Source organism: Caballeronia sp. LZ028 (assembly GCF_031451415.1).
Lineage (GTDB): Bacteria > Pseudomonadota > Gammaproteobacteria > Burkholderiales > Burkholderiaceae > Caballeronia > Caballeronia zhejiangensis.
The window spans coordinates 232373-249804 of sequence record NZ_JARUXN010000001.1; the positions used below are offsets into that span (position 1 = coordinate 232373).

The following is a 17432-nucleotide window of genomic DNA, read 5'->3' on the forward strand; positions in this document are numbered from 1 at the left end:
TTATTCGATCGTCTCGATGACGCGATTGTGGTTGGTGTAGATGCACATGTCGCCGGCGATGGTCAGCGCCTTCTCGACGATGTCGCGCGGCGAGAGATCGGTGTTCTCAATGAGCGCCTGCGCCGCAGCCTGCGCATAGGCGCCGCCCGAGCCGATCGCCGCGATGCCGTGCTCCGGATCGAGCACGTCGCCGTTGCCGGTAATGACGAGCGTGTTGTCCTTGTCGGCGGTGATGAGCATGGCTTCGAGGCGTCGCAGCATGCGATCGGTGCGCCAGTCTTTCGCCAGTTCGACGGCGGCGCGCGTCAGATTGCCCTGATGCTTCTCGAGTTTGGCTTCGAAGCGGTCGAGCAGCGAGAACGCGTCGGCCGTGCCGCCGGCGAAGCCGACCAGCACCTTGCCGCCATAGATGCGGCGCACCTTCTTCGCGCCCCCTTTCATGACGATATTGCCGAGCGTCACCTGACCATCGCCGCCCAGCGCGACCTTGCCGTCGCGGCGCACGGAGACGATGGTCGTGCCGTGAAATTGTTCCATGTGCGTTCCTTGGATAAACAGACGATGCGTGGCGATGAAAGTCCGCCGCGCAGTCGAGAATTCGATGGAGTGCACGGCGCGGGGTTCCGTCGGGCGTGAGGCCCGAGGCGGACGGCGCCGCGCTCGCGCTTGCCGCGATGAAGCTTTTGCGGCGCGCGTCGGATTCATTTTAGGGCGACGCCGGATTTATCAAGGCGTACGGTATCGGCGCTCGCCGTTTTTACCGGGCACAAAGCAAAAAAGGCATCCCTTCGTTGGATGCCTTTTTGCCGATGCGACTGCTTCTGCACAACTTTTTTGCGGCGGCGTCTTCCCCGTTGCGGGCGGTCCCGCGACGCTCGCCTGCCGACAGCGATTTCAGTCGCCGAACAGCTTCTGACGCAGTTCGCGGCGTTCCTGCGCTTCGAGCGACAGCGTGGCGGTCGGACGCGCGAGCAGGCGCGGAATGCCGATCGGCTCGCCGGTCTCTTCGCACCAGCCGTAATCGCCGGACTCGATGCGCGCGAGCGACTGCTGCACCTTCTTCAGAAGCTTGCGTTCGCGATCGCGCGTGCGCAGTTCCAGTGCATGTTCTTCCTCGATGGTCGCGCGGTCCGCCGGGTCCGGCACGATCACCGTTTCCCGCAGGTTCTCGGTCGTCTGGCCGGCATTCTTCAGAATGTCCGCTTGCAACTGTTCGAGCCGGTTCTTGAAGAAGGCGAGTTGATCCTCGTTCATGTAGTCCTTCTCGCTCATCTTCAGGATTTCGGCTTCGGTCAAGAGTTTCGTTGTCATCAGCTTGCTTCTTCAATGTAGGGCGATGTCTTCGCAACGCCCGCACTTGCGTTACCCGCATTCAGCGCATCCGTACGCTAGGGGCTACGCGACACGTCGATGCGGGGCCGAACTCCTCTGGAAACCGATATTGGATGATGCTCCGGAAGACCGGGCGCATTCGCATGGCCCCGGATTTCCGGCCCCGGTGCTTTGACTTGATTTGCCTTCCCCCGGCAAATCGAGGCATCGTCCCGACGGGACATCCCTTCTCCCAAGATCCGCTGGCCGAGCGCCTCGAAGACGCGCATTCAGCGGAACTGCCCTTCTCCAGTGGGGCTGTATTGTAACTGAACCGCAAATTCCAACTAAACCTACGGAAAACCCTGTCGATTTGCGCCGGAATTTCAAAAATATAACGCCTGAACGCGCAAAAAGCGATGACGCTTGGTGGGCGCGACTACATACGCGCACCGAAAGTCGGACATGAAAAACGCCGCGCGCGAGCCCTTCGCGGCGGCGTTCTGTGTCAGTGCCCGTTTTGTCGCCCCGCGTGATTCGCGGCAATCCAAGCGAGATGCATGCCGGATTACTTCACCAGGCAGGCGTCGAGGCCGTCGGTGATCAGATCCTTCGGCAGTTCGATGCCGATGAACACCATCTTGCTGTTCTTCTTCTCGATCGGCATCCACTTGCCGGCGAGATCGCTGCCCATCATCTGATGCACGCCCTGGAACACGACCTTGCGATCGACGCCCTTCATATAGAGCACGCCCTTGTAGCGCAACAGGCGCTCGCCATAAATCTGCAGAATGCCGCCGAGGAAGTCTTCGAGGCGGTTCGGATCGAACGGCTTGTCGCTGCGATACACGAACGACTTGATCTTGTCGTCGTGATGCGCGTGATGACGATGGTGATGCCCGTGCTCGTGATCGTGGCTGTGGTCGTGACCGCAGGTCGAATGATCGTGATCGTGATCATGGTCATGCGCGTGGTCATGATCGTGATCGTCTTCCGCGAGGAAATCCGGATCGATCTCGAGCTTCGAGTTCAGATTGAAACCGCGCAGATCGAAAATTTCCTTGATGTCTGCGTCGCCGAAATTCACGACCTTGATCGCCGCGCGCGGGTTCATGTGCAGCAGGCGATGCTTCAGCGCTTCGAGTTCGTCGGCGGAAACGAGATCGGATTTCGTGATGAACAGGCGATCCGCGAAGCCGACCTGACGCTGCACCACTTCGTGCTGGTCGAGCTGCGCATTCGCGTGCTTCGCGTCGACGAGCGTGATGATCGCGTCGAGCAGGAATTCGTCGGCGACGGTGTTGTCCATGAAGAACGTCTGCGCGACCGGACCCGGATTCGCGAGGCCGGTGGTTTCGATCACGACGCGGTCGAAATCGAGCGTGCCCGCCTTCTTGCGGTTCGCGAGGTCTTCGAGCGCGCGCGCGAGGTCGCCGCGGATCGTGCAGCAGATGCAGCCGTTGCTCATCTGGATGATCTGCTCGTTCGTCTCCTGCACGAGGATCTCGTTGTCGATGTTCTCTTCGCCGAACTCGTTCTCGATCACGGCGATCTTCATGCCGTGCTTCTCGTTCAGGATGCGCTTGAGCAGCGTGGTTTTGCCGCTGCCCAAAAAGCCGGTCAGGATGGTTACGGGAATCATGGTGTCGCCTTTTAAGTTCGGGAAACGCGCGGAATCGAATATTGGAACATATTTGCGGAGCCGACGCTTCGTGCGCCCTTCGCTTGCGAATCGCCCTTAACTGAGGCCGATCACGCGATTTGCAACAGCAGCCCTTTCAGATACTCGCCTTCCGGAAACGCCGTCAGCAACGGATGATCCACGCCCGCGCCGAGCCGCTTGAGGATGCGCGCATCGACGCGCGCGTCGGCCGCCGCGCTCGCGACGATCTTCTGGAACAAGTCGGCATCGATCGCGCCGGAACATGAGTACGTGAAAAGCAGGCCGCCTGGACGCAGCAACTTGAAGCCGCTCAGATTGATGTCCTTGTACGCGCGCGCGGCGCGATCGACGGTTTCCTTCGACGGCGCGAACTTCGGCGGATCGAGCACGATCAGGTCGAAGCGACGGCCTTCGTCGTAGAGACGGCGCAGCGTCTTGAACGCATCGGCGTCGAGCCATTCGGCTTTCTCCGCGTCGAAGCCGTTGGCCTTCACGTTCTCCCGCGCGAGCGCGAGCGCTTCGCCCGATGAATCGACGGAGACCACGCGCGTCGCCCCGCCTTTCAGCGCGGCCAGCGAGAATCCGCCCGTGTAGCAGAAGCAGTTGAGCACTTCGCGGCCTTGCGCGTTCTGCGCAACGAGCACGCGGTTGTCGCGCTGATCGACGTAAAAGCCCGTCTTGTGGCCATTGCGCACGTCGACGTGATAGCGCACGCCGCATTCGTTCGCGATGAGCGTCGCCGGAGGCGCGTCGCCGGCGAGCACGCCGGTCGTCTGTTCGAGACCTTCCTTCTGGCGGATCGACACGTCCGAGCGCTCGTAGACGTTCGCGCAACCGGTCGCATGGACGAGCGCCTGCACGATCGCGGCTTTCCATGACTCGACGCCCGTCGCCATGAACTGGCAGACGAGCTGTGCGTGATCGCCGGTATCCGCGACGTAGTAATCGACGATCAGGCCCGGCAAGCCGTCCGCTTCGCCGAATATGAGGCGCGTCGCGCCGGTGTCCTTGACCATGGTGCGCCGATGCGCGACCGCGCGCTGCACGCGGCGCTTGAAGAACGCGTGGTCGATGGGCTCGCTTTCATCGAACGTCCAGACGCGCGCGCGAATCTGCGATTGCGGGCTGTACGACGCGCGCGCGAGAAAGCGTCCGTCGGCCGCGCGAATGACGACCGTCGCGCCCGGCGCGGGATTGCCGTCGATGCGCGCGATGGCGTTCGCATAAATCCACGGATGGCGGCGGACGAGCGACTTGTCCTTCGCCGGTTTGAGCGTGATGGTGTCCATTGCAAGCCGAGGCGGCGCGCAGGGCGCTCGCGGAGTTAATCGCGCTTCTTCGCGCGCGGGTGCGCCGCATCGTAGACGCGGGCGAGATGCTGAAAATCGAGCGATGTATAAATCTGCGTGGCCGTGATGCTTGCATGGCCGAGCAGTTCCTGCACCGCGCGCAGGTCGCCGCTCGATTGCAGGACGTGCGTGGCGAACGAATGCCGCAGCACGTGCGGATGCACATTCGACGGAATGCCCGCGAGCAGCGCGAGCCGCTTCACGCGTTCGCGCACCACGCCGGGCGACATGCGGTTGCCGCGCACCGAGAGAAAGAGCGCGTGCGGTTCGAGCTTGACGAATTCGTCGCGCACGGCGATCCAGGCGCGCAGCGCTTCGACCGCCTTGCTGCCGACCGGCACTTTGCGCATCCGCTTACCTTTGCCGAGCACCGTGACTTCGGCGCCTTCCAGATCGATCCAGCCTTCGGACCGGTGTTCGGCAGTGTCGACGTGGCGAACGTCCAGCCCGACCAGTTCCGCGAGCCGCAGACCCGACGAGTAGAACAGTTCGAGTATCGCGTGATCGCGCAGCGCTTCGGTCGTATCGGCTTGCGGCGCGTCCATCAGCCTCGCGGCGTCATCGACGGAGAGCGCCTTCGGCAGCGTCTTTTCGCGCTTGGGCGCGCGCACCGTCGCGACCGGATTCGCGGGCATCTCGACGCGCTCGGCGAGCCATCGATAGAACGCGCGCCATGCCGACAGCCGATGCGCGATCGAACGCGACGATAATCCGCTCGCGTGCGCGCGCACGACCGCGCCGCGAATATCGGCGGATGTGAGCGATTCCAGTGGACGATCCTTGGCGAGCGCGCGCAGCTCGCTCAACTCGTGCGTATAGCCGCGCAGCGTGTGCTCGGAAAGATGCCGCTGATGCTCGAGCATCGCGAGATAGTCGGCGATCACGTCGGCGGCGGCGTTCATCGTCAATGCGGCAGCAGGCGGGACAGCGCGGCGCTCGCGAGCGCGCCGATCTGCGTGAGGAAATCCGTCGCCATGCCGTCGTGGAAGCGGCGCGGATCGGGCGAGCCCATGACGAGCAGGCCGAAGCTCGGCGCATCCGGGCCGGCTTGCGGATCGCGCAGCGCGATGAGCGACACGGATTCGATCTTGCGGTCGATGTCGGACGGGCCGTCGCTCGGCGCGACCGTCGCCGATGCCGAGTTCGCCGCGCCCAGCCACTGCGCGGCGGCGAAGCCGGTATTCACGCCGCAGTACGGCGCGGCGAGACCGGTCGTGAAAAGGCGTACTTCCTCGCCGACCTGACGGGCGAAATCGGCTTGGCGATAAGCTTCGTCGATATCCCACACGCGCAGCGCGGCGTGCGGCACGTCGAAGATTTCGCACAGCCCCTTGCTGATGGTCGCGGGCAGCGCGTACGGATCGCGCTGCGAGATTACGCGCACGGTCCAGCGATTGAACTTGGTCGAGATGCTGTCGTTTTCGTGGCCGTAGCGCAGCAATTCGGCGAGACGCCGTTCGAGCTGCTTGTTCTTGTCGCGCAGCATTTCCATCTGGCGTTCCTGCAGCGACACGGCCGCTTTGCCGTGCGGATTCGAAAGCCGGATGGTGCCGAGCAGTTCCGCGTGCTCGACGAAGAAATCAGGGTTGTCGAGCAGATAGTCGGCGACTTCGCGTGGATTCATGGTGACGTGTATGCGTTAAACGATGCGATCGAGCTCGATCTCGCCTTCGAAGACCGTTGCGGCGGGCCCGGCCATGAAGAGCGCGGCGGTTTCGTTCTTCGCGCCGTCCCAGCTGATCGTGAGCGTGCCGCCGTGCGTCTCGACGCGAACGGGCGAATCGAGCCGGCCGCGGCGAATGCCGGCCGCCACCGCCGCGCACGCGCCCGTGCCGCACGCGAGCGTTTCGCCCGCGCCGCGCTCGTAGACGCGCAGCTTCACCGAATGCCGATCGACGATCTCCATGAAGCCCGCATTGACGCGCTTTGGAAAGCGCGCGTGACGTTCGACGAGCGGACCTTCGGTCAGAACGGGATACGCCTCGACGTCATCGACGATCTGGACCGCGTGCGGATTGCCCATCGACACGACGGAAATCCAGCGCCGGTCGTTGATCGAGCCGTTCACGTCGAGCGGCCAGAGCGTGTCGTTGCCTTCCTTCCGGCCTTCGAGGCCTTGCGCGTCGAACGGCACTTTCGGCGGATCGAACACCGGCGTGCTCATATCGACGACGACTTCGCCGTTCTCCTGCATCGTCAGCGTGATGACGCCGTTTTGCACCTGCACGCGCACCGTCGATGCATCCGTCAGACGCCGGTCGCGGACGAACTTCACGAAGCAGCGCGCGCCGTTGCCGCAATGCTCGACTTCACCGCCATCGCAATTGAAGATGCGGTACTTGAAGTCGACGCCTTCGATCGTCGGCTTTTCCACGAGCAGCAACTGATCCGCGCCGACGCCGAAATGACGGTTCGCGAGCGCGCGCACCTGTTCGGCGGACAGATCGAGCGCCTGCGTGTAGCCGTCGAGCACGACGAAGTCATTGCCCGCGCCCTGCATTTTTGTGAATTTCAGTTTCATGGCCGCTATTGTATGTGAGCCGCGATGCCGCGTTTCGCGCGATTCAGGCGTCAATAAAAGCTCGGGTCGCCCGGCGGGCGCGTCTTGAAGCGCTTGTGAACCCAATAATATTGCTCGGGCATGCGCGGAATCTGCTCTTCCAGAAACGCGTTCATGCGGCGCGCGTCGGCCTCGTCGTCGCCGCTCGGATAATTTTCCCAAGGTTTGAAGACTTTCAGCCGATAACCCTTGTAGTTCGGCAAAACTTCTCCGATGAAGGGCACGACCTGCGCCTTGCCCGTCTTCGCGAGCCGGCCGACGGCGGTCAGCGTGCACGTCGGGATGCCGAAGAACGGCACGAACGTGGAGTTGCGCATGCCGTAGTCCATGTCCGCGCCGAGCATCACGGGCTTGCGATCGCGCAGCCAGCGCAGCACGATGCGCGCGCTGTCGGCGCGGCTCGCCATGTCGGCGCCGAAACGGGCGCGCTGTCTCTTCGCCAGTTCCTCGATCTGCGGATTCGAAAACGGCTGATACAGCGAACCGCAGCGCCGATGCAGCGAGTAGTTGAGAAAGATCGAGCCCGCCTCGATGCCGACGAAATGCAGTCCGAGAAAGAGCGTGGGCGGACGATCGGGATCGGTGAGATCGATGGCGCTATCGACTTCGATCAGCTTTTCGAGCTTCTTCGCGGAGCCGAACCATTGCACGCTGCGCTCGACGTAACTGCGGATCGCGTGCCGAAAGTGCTTCTGCGCGATGTCCTCGCGTTTTTCGTCGGACCACTCGGGGAAGCACAGCTTCAGATTCGTATGGACGATGCGCTTGCGACGGCTCGGAATCTGATAGAGCAGCCAGCCGAGGCCGTCGCCGAAACGCGCGGTGATGCCGTATGGAATCACCGCGAGGAATTTGAGAAAACCGATGGCGAGCGCCACGCCGATACGACCTAGCATGACTCGCTCCGGCGGGCGGACGAGTGGAGCGGGACCGAGGAAGTCAAAAGGGTCAATTCTGTGAAAACTAAGGAAACCGGTATAATAAAACCTTCGCCGAGTTAATGGACAACTTGCGGGGCGAAGCGGGTCGGAGTCTTCTTACTTTCGAGAAGCGCCGGCCTGGAAGCACATCCGCTAAAGCGTCGCCGCTTCAGACTCCAAAAGAAGACGGCTACGTGAATATCAACCGTACTTTTATTGGAGTCTGAAGCGTGTCGAACGACTACCTCTTTACTTCCGAATCCGTTTCCGAAGGCCACCCGGACAAGGTTGCCGACCAAGTCTCCGACGCCATCCTCGACGCCATTCTGTCGCAGGACAAATATTCGCGCGTCGCCGCGGAAACGCTGTGCAACACCGGTCTCGTCGTCCTCGCGGGCGAAATCACGACCACCGCCAACGTCGATTACATCCAGGTCGCGCGCGACACCATCAAGCGCATCGGTTACGACAACACCGACTTCGGCATCGACTATCGCGGCTGCGCGGTTCTCGTCGCGTATGACAAGCAATCGCCGGATATCGCGCAAGGCGTGAACAAGGCGCACGACGACAATCTCGATCAGGGCGCGGGCGACCAGGGCCTCATGTTCGGCTACGCCTGCGACGAAACGCCCGAACTGATGCCGCTGCCGATCCACCTTTCGCATCGCCTCGTCGAGCGTCAGGCAAACCTTCGTCGCGATGGCCGTTTGCCCTGGCTGCGTCCGGACGCGAAGTCGCAAGTCACCGTGCGTTATGTCGATGGCCGCGCGCATTCCATCGATACGGTCGTGCTGTCGACGCAACATTCGCCGGACATCGACCTGCCGCAACTGCGCGAAGCGGTGATCGAAGAAGTCATCAAGCCGACGCTGCCGAAGGAACTCATCAAGGGCGACATCAAGTTTCTGGTGAATCCGACGGGCCGCTTCGTCATCGGCGGTCCGCAGGGCGACTGCGGTCTGACGGGCCGCAAGATCATCGTCGACACGTACGGCGGCGCGGCTCCGCACGGCGGCGGCGCGTTCTCGGGCAAGGATCCGTCGAAGGTCGACCGCTCGGCGGCGTACGCGGGACGTTATGTCGCGAAGAACATCGTCGCGGCCGGTCTCGCATCGCGCGCGCTGATCCAGGTTTCGTACGCAATCGGCGTGGCACGTCCGACTTCGGTGATGGTGAACACGTTCGGCACGGGCCGCGTGTCGGATGCCGAAATCACGAAGCTCGTTCTGGAGCATTTCGATCTGCGTCCGAAGGGCATCATCCAGATGCTCGATCTGCTGCGCCCGATCTACGAAAAGACGGCGGCATACGGTCACTTCGGCCGCGAAGAGCCTGAATTCTCGTGGGAAGCCACCGACAAGGCGCTCATGCTGGCCGAAGCGGCGGGCACGGAGCCGGTCGCAAGCGTGGCGTAACGCCATTCGCCGAACGCGCGGGACAAGAACCGGCAAGCATCGCGCTTGCCGGTTTTTTTTCGCCTGCGCGGCGCGTTTCTTGCGACCGAACCGGACGGCAAAACCGATCATCCACGGAGCCGTCATGCCGTTCGAAACGCTTCTTTCTCCCGTCACAATCGGCAATCTCGAACTGCCGAATCGCGTGGTGATGGCGCCGCTCACGCGCAATCGCGCGTCGCAGCCCGGCGACGTGCCCAGCGAAATGAACGCGCACTATTACGCGCAGCGCGCGGGCGCGGGACTCATCGTGACCGAGGCGACGCAGGTTTCGCGGCAAGGTCAGGGTTATGTCGCGACGCCCGGCATCTATTCCGACGCGCAGGAAGCCGGATGGAGAGCCGTCGTGGGCGCGGTTCACGCGCGGCACGGGCGCATCGCGTCGCAGCTGTGGCATGTGGGGCGCGTGTCGCATCGATCGCTGCAGGAGGGCGATGCGCCGCCCGTCGCGCCGTCCGCGATCCGCGCGCGCGACACGCAAGTGTTCGTGAGACACGATGACGGCACCTATGGCATGACCGACGCCGACGAACCGCGCGCGCTTGAGATCGGCGAGTTGCCGGGCATCGTGCTGCAGTTCGTCGATGCCGCGCATCGCGCCAAGCGCGCCGATTTCGACATGATCGAAGTCCACGCGGCCAACGGCTATCTGCTGCATCAGTTCATGGCGACGGGCACCAACCATCGCACCGACGAGTACGGCGGCGGCATCGAAAATCGCGTGCGGCTGGTCGTCGATGTGCTGGAGGCGGTCGCGGGCGTGATGGGCGCGAATCGCGTCGGCATCCGGATATCGCCGAACTTCACGGGATTCGATCTGCACGACGATGAAGGCGAAGCGTCATCGCTGTATCTGGCGCGCGAGCTGAAGCGCATCGGCATCGCGTATCTGCATCTGGCGGAAGGCGACTGGGCGGGCGGCGCGCCGCTTTCGGACGGCTATCGAGACGCGCTGCGGGAGGCTTACGACGGCGCGATCATCGTCTGCGGCGAATACACCGCGGAAGAAGCCAATACGCGCATCGAACGAGGCGAAGCCGACGCCGTGGCTTTCGGTCGCGCGTTTCTCGCGAATCCGGATTTGGTCGAGCGCTTCAGGATGAACGCGCCGCTCAACGCGCCCGACGAGGCGACGTTCTACGGCGGCGGAGAGAAAGGCTACACGGACTATCCGACGCTCGACGAGGCCGAGCGCAAGTGAGGGATTGCGCGATTGCGCGATTCAGCGCGCCGCGAACGCGTACCAGCCGGCGCTCGTCGCCGACACGCGACGCGGACGACGGCTCGTCAGCGCAGCCGCTTTCGGCTTCGGCGCGGGCGCGCGCAACTGCACCGGACGGCGCAACAGCGCGCGCAACGACACCCGGCGCGAGGCCGCGCGCACGCGCAAATTGAAGAAGAAACCGCGGAACCACGACCGGATGCCGTCGACCGGATGCACGTTCTTCAGTTGCTCGGCGAGCAATTGCGTGCGGGTGGAGTGATGGCGCAGCGCGCGGATCATGCCGCGGCGCGCAGGACGCGCGGCTCGCGATGCGACGCGAGTAAGTCCGATAGCGATTCGGTGGTTCATGTCGGCGGGAAAGGTCGGTTTGCGTGGAAGCAGACTCGACGATAGTCGTCTCAAAAATGAAGTTCAACGCTTCGATTCAACAGCATTTGCGAAGTTGCACCGAATTGATGCGGATCAATGTACAGGACCCGTATTACCCGGGTAAGTCCGCGTTTTCCCTGCCGTTTCATGAAGCGGCTGCTTATAAAAATCGGCGGAAGCGTTCTCGCATGGGCCTTCCTGCGCTGCCGGATTTACAATCCCCGTATTCGCCCCAATTCCGGATATAGCGTCGACGGCATGAATAAATTCGAAAGCCGCCGGAGCCAAGAACTGAAATGTCTGATCAAAACCTGCTGAAATCGAAGAAGGAACAGGTGCACGAGCTGCGTCGAAACGGCTACGTGATCGTGAAAGGGCTGGTTTGGCAGGAACGCCGCGACGCGATGCTCGAAGTCGCGCGCCGGCAACTCGCCGAGGCCGCCGCGCCGGTCGAGTTCGAGGCCGATCTGAAATATCCCGGCGCGCCGGATTCGAAGGACGCGCCCGGCGGACACACCGTGCGCCGCCTGCTCGACGCCTACGCGCGGCATCCGCTTTACGCGGAGTTCGCGACATCGCCGGAAGTGCGCGGATGGATGGAGTTGTATTTCGGCGAGACGCCGTATTTGTCGCGCGCGCATCACAACTGCATGATGACGAAGCACCCGGCGTACGGCAGCCTGACCGGCTGGCATCGCGACGTGCGCTACTGGGCGTTCGAGCGCGACGATCTCGTTTCCGCGTGGGTCGCGCTCGGCAACGAAACGGTGGAAAACGGCGCGCTGTGGTTCGTGCCGATGTCGCACAAGCTGCCGTTCACATCGGATCGCTTCGACGACGCGAAATTCTTCCGCTCCGACTTGCCCGAGAATGCCGCGCTGATCCGCACGGCGGTGTCGCCCGCGCTGGAACCGGGCGACGTCGTGTTCTTCCACTGCAACACGCTGCATTCGGCGGGCAAGAACCTCACCGATCAGGTGAAGTTCTCGCTCGTGTTCACGTATCGCGGCGCGAGCAACGCGGCGCTGCCCGGCACGCGCTCGGCGTCGAAGCCGGAAGTGCCGCTCGTTTGACGTCGCAGCGTTTCAGCGTTTCGACGGAATCGTGAGGCCGATCAGCCCGGCGAGCGACGCGACGATGCCGCCCGCGATCAGCCAGATGGTCTTGTTCGTGGGCGAGCCGGTGAAGAAGCGCGCGACGTCGCTGGAGAGCGAATGAAACGACTGGCCGCCGAAATACAGCAGCACGACGCCGCCGACTAGCAGCGCAACGGAAATCGCTCGGGTCATGGCGTGGTCTCTTGGCTGGAAAAGCGCGTCAGGTTAGCGGGTCGGCGCTCGCGCGTCCACTCACGCCGCCTGCGCCTGCTCGCGCGTGTACGGCTGAATCTTGCGCAGGAGGTCGGCCATCACGTACTGATGATCGCTTCTGCTCGTCCACGCGCCGAGGTTGTATTTGACGCCGGTGTCCGTGTAATCGGTCACGGCGACCCACGGCGCCGACGGCCCGTCCTGCACGATGCGCGGATCGTCGCTCATCAGCTTGCGCAGTTCCTCGAGCACACGCTCGACCTTCAGCCCATGCTGTGCCTGAAAGTTGATGACGACGCGACGCCGATCGTTCGCGCTGTAGTTCGTGATGGCGTTCGCCCAAATGAGGCTGTTCGGCACGAACATGATGATGCCGTCGGCTTTCGTGAGGCGCGTCGTGAAAAGTCCGATCTCGTTGACCGTGCCCGCCGTCGTCCCGACGCCTTCGATGTAATCGCCGACGCGAAACGGACGCAGCAGCAGGAGCATCAGGCCGGCCGCGATGTTTTGCAGCGTGCCCTGCAGCGCGAGGCCGATGGCGAGGCCGGCGGCGCCGAGCACGGTCAGGATGCTGGCGGCGGCAATGCCGAGCTTGCCGAGCGCGGCGACGATCGCGACGACGCGGATCGCCCACAACGCGAGGCTGGCGAGCACCGGGGTGAGCGTGGCATCGACATTGGTGCGAGCGAGCGTGCGGCGCAGGGTGTTCGCGACGGCGTTCGAAATCCACCAGCCGACCGCGAGAATCAGCAGCGCCAGCAGAATATCAATGCCGTAAGTCACGGCAATTGCACTAAACGAATCGTAAGCGGGGCGAAGTCTGTCGATCGAATCCATGGGTAGCGGTCCTTCAAAACGAATCTGCTTTTGTCCGCGATCGCGTTGGATCGTTCCCCTTGCTGGCCATCCGGCCTATACCGAATAGCGGGACGGCATCGCGTGCCGTGCGCGCCCAGCCCCGATTGGCTTACCATTGACGCCCTCGACAGCGTGCGTGTCCGCGCGTGTCGCGTGAAATGCACGTTGTCCGTTCCAGTCCGTTCAATTCGCCATCCGCAGAGGAAATCCGTCATGGCCTACGAAGCAGCCTCCGAGCGTTACACGCAGATGCAATACCGCACTTGTGGCAGGAGCGGGTTGAAACTTCCTGCGTTGTCGCTCGGTTTGTGGCACAACTTCGGCGATACGACGCCGATCTCCACGCAACGTGAAATTCTGCGCACGGCGTTCGATCTCGGCGTCACGCATTTCGATCTCGCGAATAATTACGGCCCGCCGTACGGCAGCGCCGAAACGAACTTCGGGCGCATCTTCAAGGACGACTTCCGCCCTTATCGTGACGAACTGTTGATCTCCTCGAAAGCAGGCTGGGACATGTGGCCCGGTCCGTACGGCCAAGGCGGCGGCTCGCGCAAATACGTGCTGGCGAGCCTCGACCAGAGCCTGAAGCGCATGGGCCTCGATTACGTCGACATCTTCTATTCGCACCGTTTCGACGCCGATACGCCGCTCGAAGAAACCGCTGGCGCGCTGGCGACGGCCGTGCATTCGGGCAAGGCGCTTTACGTTGGCATCTCGTCGTACTCGGCGTCCAAAACACGCGAGATGGCCAAGCTGCTCGCCGAGCACAAGGTGCCGCTGCTGATCCATCAGCCGTCGTACAACATGCTGAACCGCTGGATCGAAGAAGACCTGCTCGACACGCTCGACGACATCGGCGCGGGAAGCATCGCGTTTACGCCGCTCGCGCAAGGTCTGCTGACCAGCAAGTATCTGAATGGCGTGCCGCAGGACGCGCGCGTCAACAAACCGGGCGGCGGCTCGCTCAAGCAGGAACATCTGAGCGATGCGAACCTCGCGCACGTCCGCAAGCTCAACGATCTCGCGCAGAAGCGCGGCCAGAGCCTCGCGCAGATGGCGCTCGCGTGGGCGCTGCGAGGCGGGCGCGTGACCTCGGTGCTGATCGGCGCGAGCCGCGCGGAGCAAGTCGTCGAGAACGTCGGCGCACTGAAGAATCTCGATTTCTCGAAGGAAGAACTCGCGGAAATCGATCAGCACGCGAAGGAAGGCGGCATCAACCTGTGGGAAAAACCGTCGACGGATCAGCGCATCTGACACGCGTGCGGCCTTTCGCCAGAAGGGTATTTCGAGATACGCGCGGCATCCGTTGCTATCATGCGGACTCGGCGGCTTTTCCGCAGCGATAAGAGTTGCCGCCGAGGCCGGCCACCGGCCGCGCAGTCAGCCGAAAGTGCATTTCTTCTGCACGCACGTTCGCCCACGAGGCGCGCGTGCGCGCCTCCGCCGCCGTATCGACGTTCGGACCGCGAAACGACTATCGGGTTAAAATAGCCGATTGCGCCGGGCTGTCAGTTTTTTTGCGCGAAGTTCACGCGTGGCGCGGCGTGAATCGCTGTCCTCGCATCGCGGGTTTCGGATCAATCGGCGACCTTCACCATTCGATCGTCCCGTTCGGACAGCGCAGCGCCCCTCGTTGCGCCCTCGTAGCGCGCTTTGTTTTCGACATCGGCCCGGCGTGGCATCCGCCGCCAGCCAGGCGCGAGCGTCAGAGCGTCACCGCTTTCGCACAGTTAGAGCACAGTTCAAGAAGCCATGAGCAACCTTAATTCTCAAACCGTTCTGAGCGTCCATCACTGGACCGACACGCTTTTCAGTTTCACCTGCACCCGCGACAGCTCGTTCCGCTTCGAGAACGGCCAGTTCACGATGGTGGGTCTCGAAGTCGACGGCAAGCCGCTTCTGCGCGCGTACAGCCTCGCGAGCGCGAACTACGAAGAGCATCTCGAATTTCTGAGCATCAAGGTTCCGGACGGCCCCCTGACCTCGCGCCTGCAACATCTGAAAGTGGGCGATTCCGTGCTGATCGGCAAGAAGCCGACGGGCACGCTCGTCGCCGACAATCTGCTGCCCGGCAAGACGCTGTGGCTGCTGTCGACCGGCACGGGCCTCGCGCCGTTCATGTCGATCATCAAGGACCCGGACGTCTACGACCGCTACGAGAAGATCGTGCTGACGCACACGTGCCGTTTCGTCGACGAACTCGCGTACAAGGATTTCATCACCGAGCACTTGCCGGCGCATGAGCATATCGGCGAAATCGTGTCCGAAAAGCTCGTCTATTACCCGACGGTCACGCGCGAGGAGTTCGCGAACCGTGGTCGCATCACCGATCTGATCGAGACCAAGAAGCTGTTCGCCGATCTCTCGGTCGAGCCGTTCTCGGTCGAAAACGACCGCGTGATGCTCTGCGGCAGCCCGCACATGCTGCGCGACACGCGCGAACTGCTCGACGCGATGGGCTTCCAGGAAGGCAGCAACAACCATCCTGGCCACTACGTCGTGGAAAAGGCGTTCGTCGGATAAGCTGTCTCGACGTCGCGATTGCACAAACCGGAGCCTCGCGCTCCGGTTTTTTTTCGCCTCGACGAAATCACCATACGCGCGTCGCTGTTACAAATTGACCACGGTCGGTAGGTCTTTTTCCTACGCATTATGCGCAGCGGACTTGGTAAACGACATGAAGTTCGACCGCCGGAGCCTTGCGCGACATGGATTTATCATTTTTTTGAGATATGATGCGTTTACTTTTTGACGGCGCAGGCCATCCCGTAGTCCGTCAACGATGTTACTGAGTGTAAATTCGGTTACGCCGCTCGTGAGTTACCCGAGGACGTAGCTCCAGTTGCGCTCGAAGCGAGGATAGTGAATGAACCCGTCGGCCACGATCACGCTCGATGAGAACCCGATTCGCCGCGCTCCGCTGCGCGCGGTTCCATCACCGTCGCCGGAATGCTCCGGCGCGTCGTTTGCCTCACCCTATTCCGCGCTGATCGACGCCAAGCTCAAGGGCGACCGTCAGATTCAGCGTCTCACCGCCCGCGTCCAGGAACTCGCCGCGCTGCTCGCCGCCACGGAAGAGCGCGCGCGTCAGGCGCTCGCGCAAGACCTGCACGACGCGAGCGGCGCCGCGCTCACCGTCGCGAATATCGCGCTCGCTCGCGCCGAGCACTGGCTGCCCGCCGATGCGCCCGCCGCGCTCGACGACGCGCTGCATCAGGCGCGCGCGGCGCTCGCGGATGTCTGCGAGACGAGTCATCGCATCGTCGAGGGATTGCAGACGCCGACTTTCGATGCCAACTTCGCCGCCACGCTGGCCGGCTGGATCGCGGATTTCGGCGCGCGCACGGCGATCGCCGTCGATTTCTCCTGCCCCGACGATGCGCGTCTCGATCGCATGTCGCACGACATGTCGCTCGCGCTCTTTCGCGTGATGCAGGAAGCGCTCGGCAACGTCGCGCGTCACGCGCACGCCGGGCATGCGCGCGTGTCCGTCGCGCTCGACGGACAAGGCGTGATCCTGCTCGTCGAAGACGATGGCGTCGGCATCAGCGCGGCGGCGCGTCGCAAGAGCGGACGCTTCGGCCTTTCCGGGATGCGCGCGCGCTGCGAGGCGCTCGGCGGCAATCTGCGCGTCGCGGCGGCGAAGCCTGCCGGCACTTGCGTGCGCGCGCGTTTCCCGTGGGCTGCGGCGGGTCCGGGCCTGTTCACGCTCAGCGTGGTCAACGCCTGAGGCCGCCGCGATGCTCAGAATCCTGCTCGCCGACGATCACGGCATCGTGCGCCGCGGCGTCGCGCAATTGCTGCTGGAACGCGGCGTCGCATCCGAAGTGCTGGAGGCCGAGACCGGCATGCAGGCGCTCGCGCTCGCCGCGCGTCGCCCGCTCGATGTCGCGATGCTCGACATCTCGCTGCCGGACATCAACGGCATCGACGTGTTGAAGCGTCTCAAGCGCGAAAGCCCGCGTCTGCCGGTGCTGATGTTTTCGATGTATCGCGAAGATCAATATGCGGTGCGCGCGTTGAAGGCGGGCGCGGCGGGCTATCTGTCGAAGACGGCGGACCCCGCGCTGATGATCGGCGCGATTCAGCAAGTCGCCGCAGGCCGAAAATACGTGAGCCCTGAAATGGCCGAAGCCCTCGCAACCTACGTTTCGCTCGATACGGACCGGTTGCCGCACGAGAAGCTATCGGACCGCGAATATCAGACGCTGTGCATGCTTGCTTCGGGAAAACGGCTCACTGATATCGCGAACGCCTTATCGCTTTCGGTTAAGACCGTAAGTGTTTATCGCGCGCGGTTGCTGGAGAAAATGAAGCTCGCCAACAACGCAGAGCTTACGTTCTATGTGATGAGCAACCGTCTCGTCGACATGAATCCCGCCATCGCCGGGTAGGTTTTATCTCGTG

18 protein-coding genes are annotated in these 17432 nt (G+C 63.0%); 7 read left to right on the forward strand and 11 right to left on the reverse strand.

The genetic code is table 11. The features are described from left to right. The 8 genes from hslV to QCE58_RS01135 form a co-directional block, all read right to left on the reverse strand. Entirely contained in the window at nt 1–537 is a 537-nt protein-coding gene (gene hslV, locus QCE58_RS01100; RefSeq protein WP_008352368.1) for an ATP-dependent protease subunit HslV, read from the reverse strand. A 357-nt stretch (nt 538–894) separates the two neighbouring features. Further along, nucleotides 895–1311: an RNA polymerase-binding protein DksA gene (gene dksA / locus QCE58_RS01105; protein WP_008352366.1), complete on the reverse strand. Its 417-nt coding sequence runs from the start codon at nt 1309–1311 to the stop codon at nt 895–897. 568 nt (nt 1312–1879) lie between these two features. Continuing rightward, nucleotides 1880–2953 carry a GTP-binding protein gene (locus QCE58_RS01110; RefSeq protein WP_250481412.1) on the reverse strand — a complete coding sequence of 358 codons (1074 nt, stop codon included), beginning with the start codon at nt 2951–2953 and terminating at the stop codon, nt 1880–1882. Nucleotides 2954–3063: 110 nt separating this feature from the next. Continuing rightward, nucleotides 3064–4263: a class I SAM-dependent rRNA methyltransferase gene (locus QCE58_RS01115; RefSeq protein WP_250481413.1), complete on the reverse strand. Its 1200-nt coding sequence runs from the start codon at nt 4261–4263 to the stop codon at nt 3064–3066. Nucleotides 4264–4298: 35 nt separating this feature from the next. Continuing rightward, the gene (gene xerC, locus QCE58_RS01120) at nt 4299–5225 is read right to left on the reverse strand and encodes a tyrosine recombinase XerC (RefSeq protein ID WP_008352360.1); all 927 of its coding nucleotides are present in this window, start codon (nt 5223–5225) and stop codon (nt 4299–4301) included. Between the two features lie 2 nt (nt 5226–5227). Further along, nucleotides 5228–5947 (reverse strand): DUF484 family protein, encoded by a 720-nt coding sequence (locus QCE58_RS01125; RefSeq protein ID WP_008352358.1) that lies wholly within the window; start codon nt 5945–5947, stop codon nt 5228–5230. A gap of 15 nt (nt 5948–5962) precedes the next feature. After that, the gene (gene dapF, locus QCE58_RS01130) at nt 5963–6844 is read right to left on the reverse strand and encodes a diaminopimelate epimerase (protein ID WP_008352356.1); all 882 of its coding nucleotides are present in this window, start codon (nt 6842–6844) and stop codon (nt 5963–5965) included. Between the two features lie 50 nt (nt 6845–6894). Continuing rightward, complete coding sequence (locus tag QCE58_RS01135) at nt 6895–7779, reverse strand: lipid A biosynthesis lauroyl acyltransferase (RefSeq protein ID WP_309779161.1); 885 nt, start codon at nt 7777–7779, stop codon at nt 6895–6897. 254 nt (nt 7780–8033) lie between these two features. Between QCE58_RS01135 and metK the strand changes: the two genes are divergently transcribed. Both metK and QCE58_RS01145 read left to right on the forward strand, forming a co-directional pair. Beyond that, on the forward strand, nt 8034–9221 hold the full coding sequence (gene metK / locus QCE58_RS01140; RefSeq protein ID WP_008352353.1) for a methionine adenosyltransferase: 1188 nt from the start codon (nt 8034–8036) through the stop codon (nt 9219–9221). 124 nt (nt 9222–9345) lie between these two features. Beyond that, entirely contained in the window at nt 9346–10461 is a 1116-nt protein-coding gene (locus tag QCE58_RS01145) for an alkene reductase (RefSeq protein WP_250435376.1), read from the forward strand. A gap of 21 nt (nt 10462–10482) precedes the next feature. Here QCE58_RS01145 and QCE58_RS01150 read toward each other — a convergent pair whose 3' ends face one another. Next, nucleotides 10483–10833: a hypothetical protein gene (locus QCE58_RS01150; RefSeq protein WP_174447735.1), complete on the reverse strand. Its 351-nt coding sequence runs from the start codon at nt 10831–10833 to the stop codon at nt 10483–10485. A 317-nt stretch (nt 10834–11150) separates the two neighbouring features. On the opposite strand from QCE58_RS01150, the gene QCE58_RS01155 reads away from it, so the two are divergent. Then, a complete protein-coding gene (locus QCE58_RS01155) occupies nt 11151–11927 on the forward strand; it encodes a phytanoyl-CoA dioxygenase family protein (RefSeq protein ID WP_250520864.1) in 777 nt (258 codons plus the stop codon). A 12-nt stretch (nt 11928–11939) separates the two neighbouring features. Here QCE58_RS01155 and QCE58_RS01160 read toward each other — a convergent pair whose 3' ends face one another. After that, nucleotides 11940–12143: a DUF3185 family protein gene (locus QCE58_RS01160; RefSeq protein WP_008352349.1), complete on the reverse strand. Its 204-nt coding sequence runs from the start codon at nt 12141–12143 to the stop codon at nt 11940–11942. Between the two features lie 60 nt (nt 12144–12203). Then, a complete protein-coding gene (locus tag QCE58_RS01165) occupies nt 12204–13001 on the reverse strand; it encodes a mechanosensitive ion channel family protein (protein ID WP_008352348.1) in 798 nt (265 codons plus the stop codon). A gap of 234 nt (nt 13002–13235) precedes the next feature. Between QCE58_RS01165 and mgrA the strand changes: the two genes are divergently transcribed. The 4 genes from mgrA (at nt 13236) to rqpR (ending at nt 17419) form a co-directional block, all read left to right on the forward strand. Continuing rightward, nucleotides 13236–14279: an L-glyceraldehyde 3-phosphate reductase gene (mgrA, locus tag QCE58_RS01170; protein ID WP_008352347.1), complete on the forward strand. Its 1044-nt coding sequence runs from the start codon at nt 13236–13238 to the stop codon at nt 14277–14279. Nucleotides 14280–14777: 498 nt separating this feature from the next. Further along, nucleotides 14778–15548 carry a ferredoxin--NADP reductase gene (locus tag QCE58_RS01175; protein ID WP_008352345.1) on the forward strand — a complete coding sequence of 257 codons (771 nt, stop codon included), beginning with the start codon at nt 14778–14780 and terminating at the stop codon, nt 15546–15548. Between the two features lie 343 nt (nt 15549–15891). Further along, nucleotides 15892–16755 carry a sensor histidine kinase gene (locus QCE58_RS01180; protein WP_250435379.1) on the forward strand — a complete coding sequence of 288 codons (864 nt, stop codon included), beginning with the start codon at nt 15892–15894 and terminating at the stop codon, nt 16753–16755. 10 nt (nt 16756–16765) lie between these two features. After that, the gene (rqpR, locus tag QCE58_RS01185; protein ID WP_008352341.1) at nt 16766–17419 is read left to right on the forward strand and encodes a response regulator transcription factor RqpR; all 654 of its coding nucleotides are present in this window, start codon (nt 16766–16768) and stop codon (nt 17417–17419) included. The last annotated feature ends 13 nt before the right edge of the window (nt 17420–17432 follow it).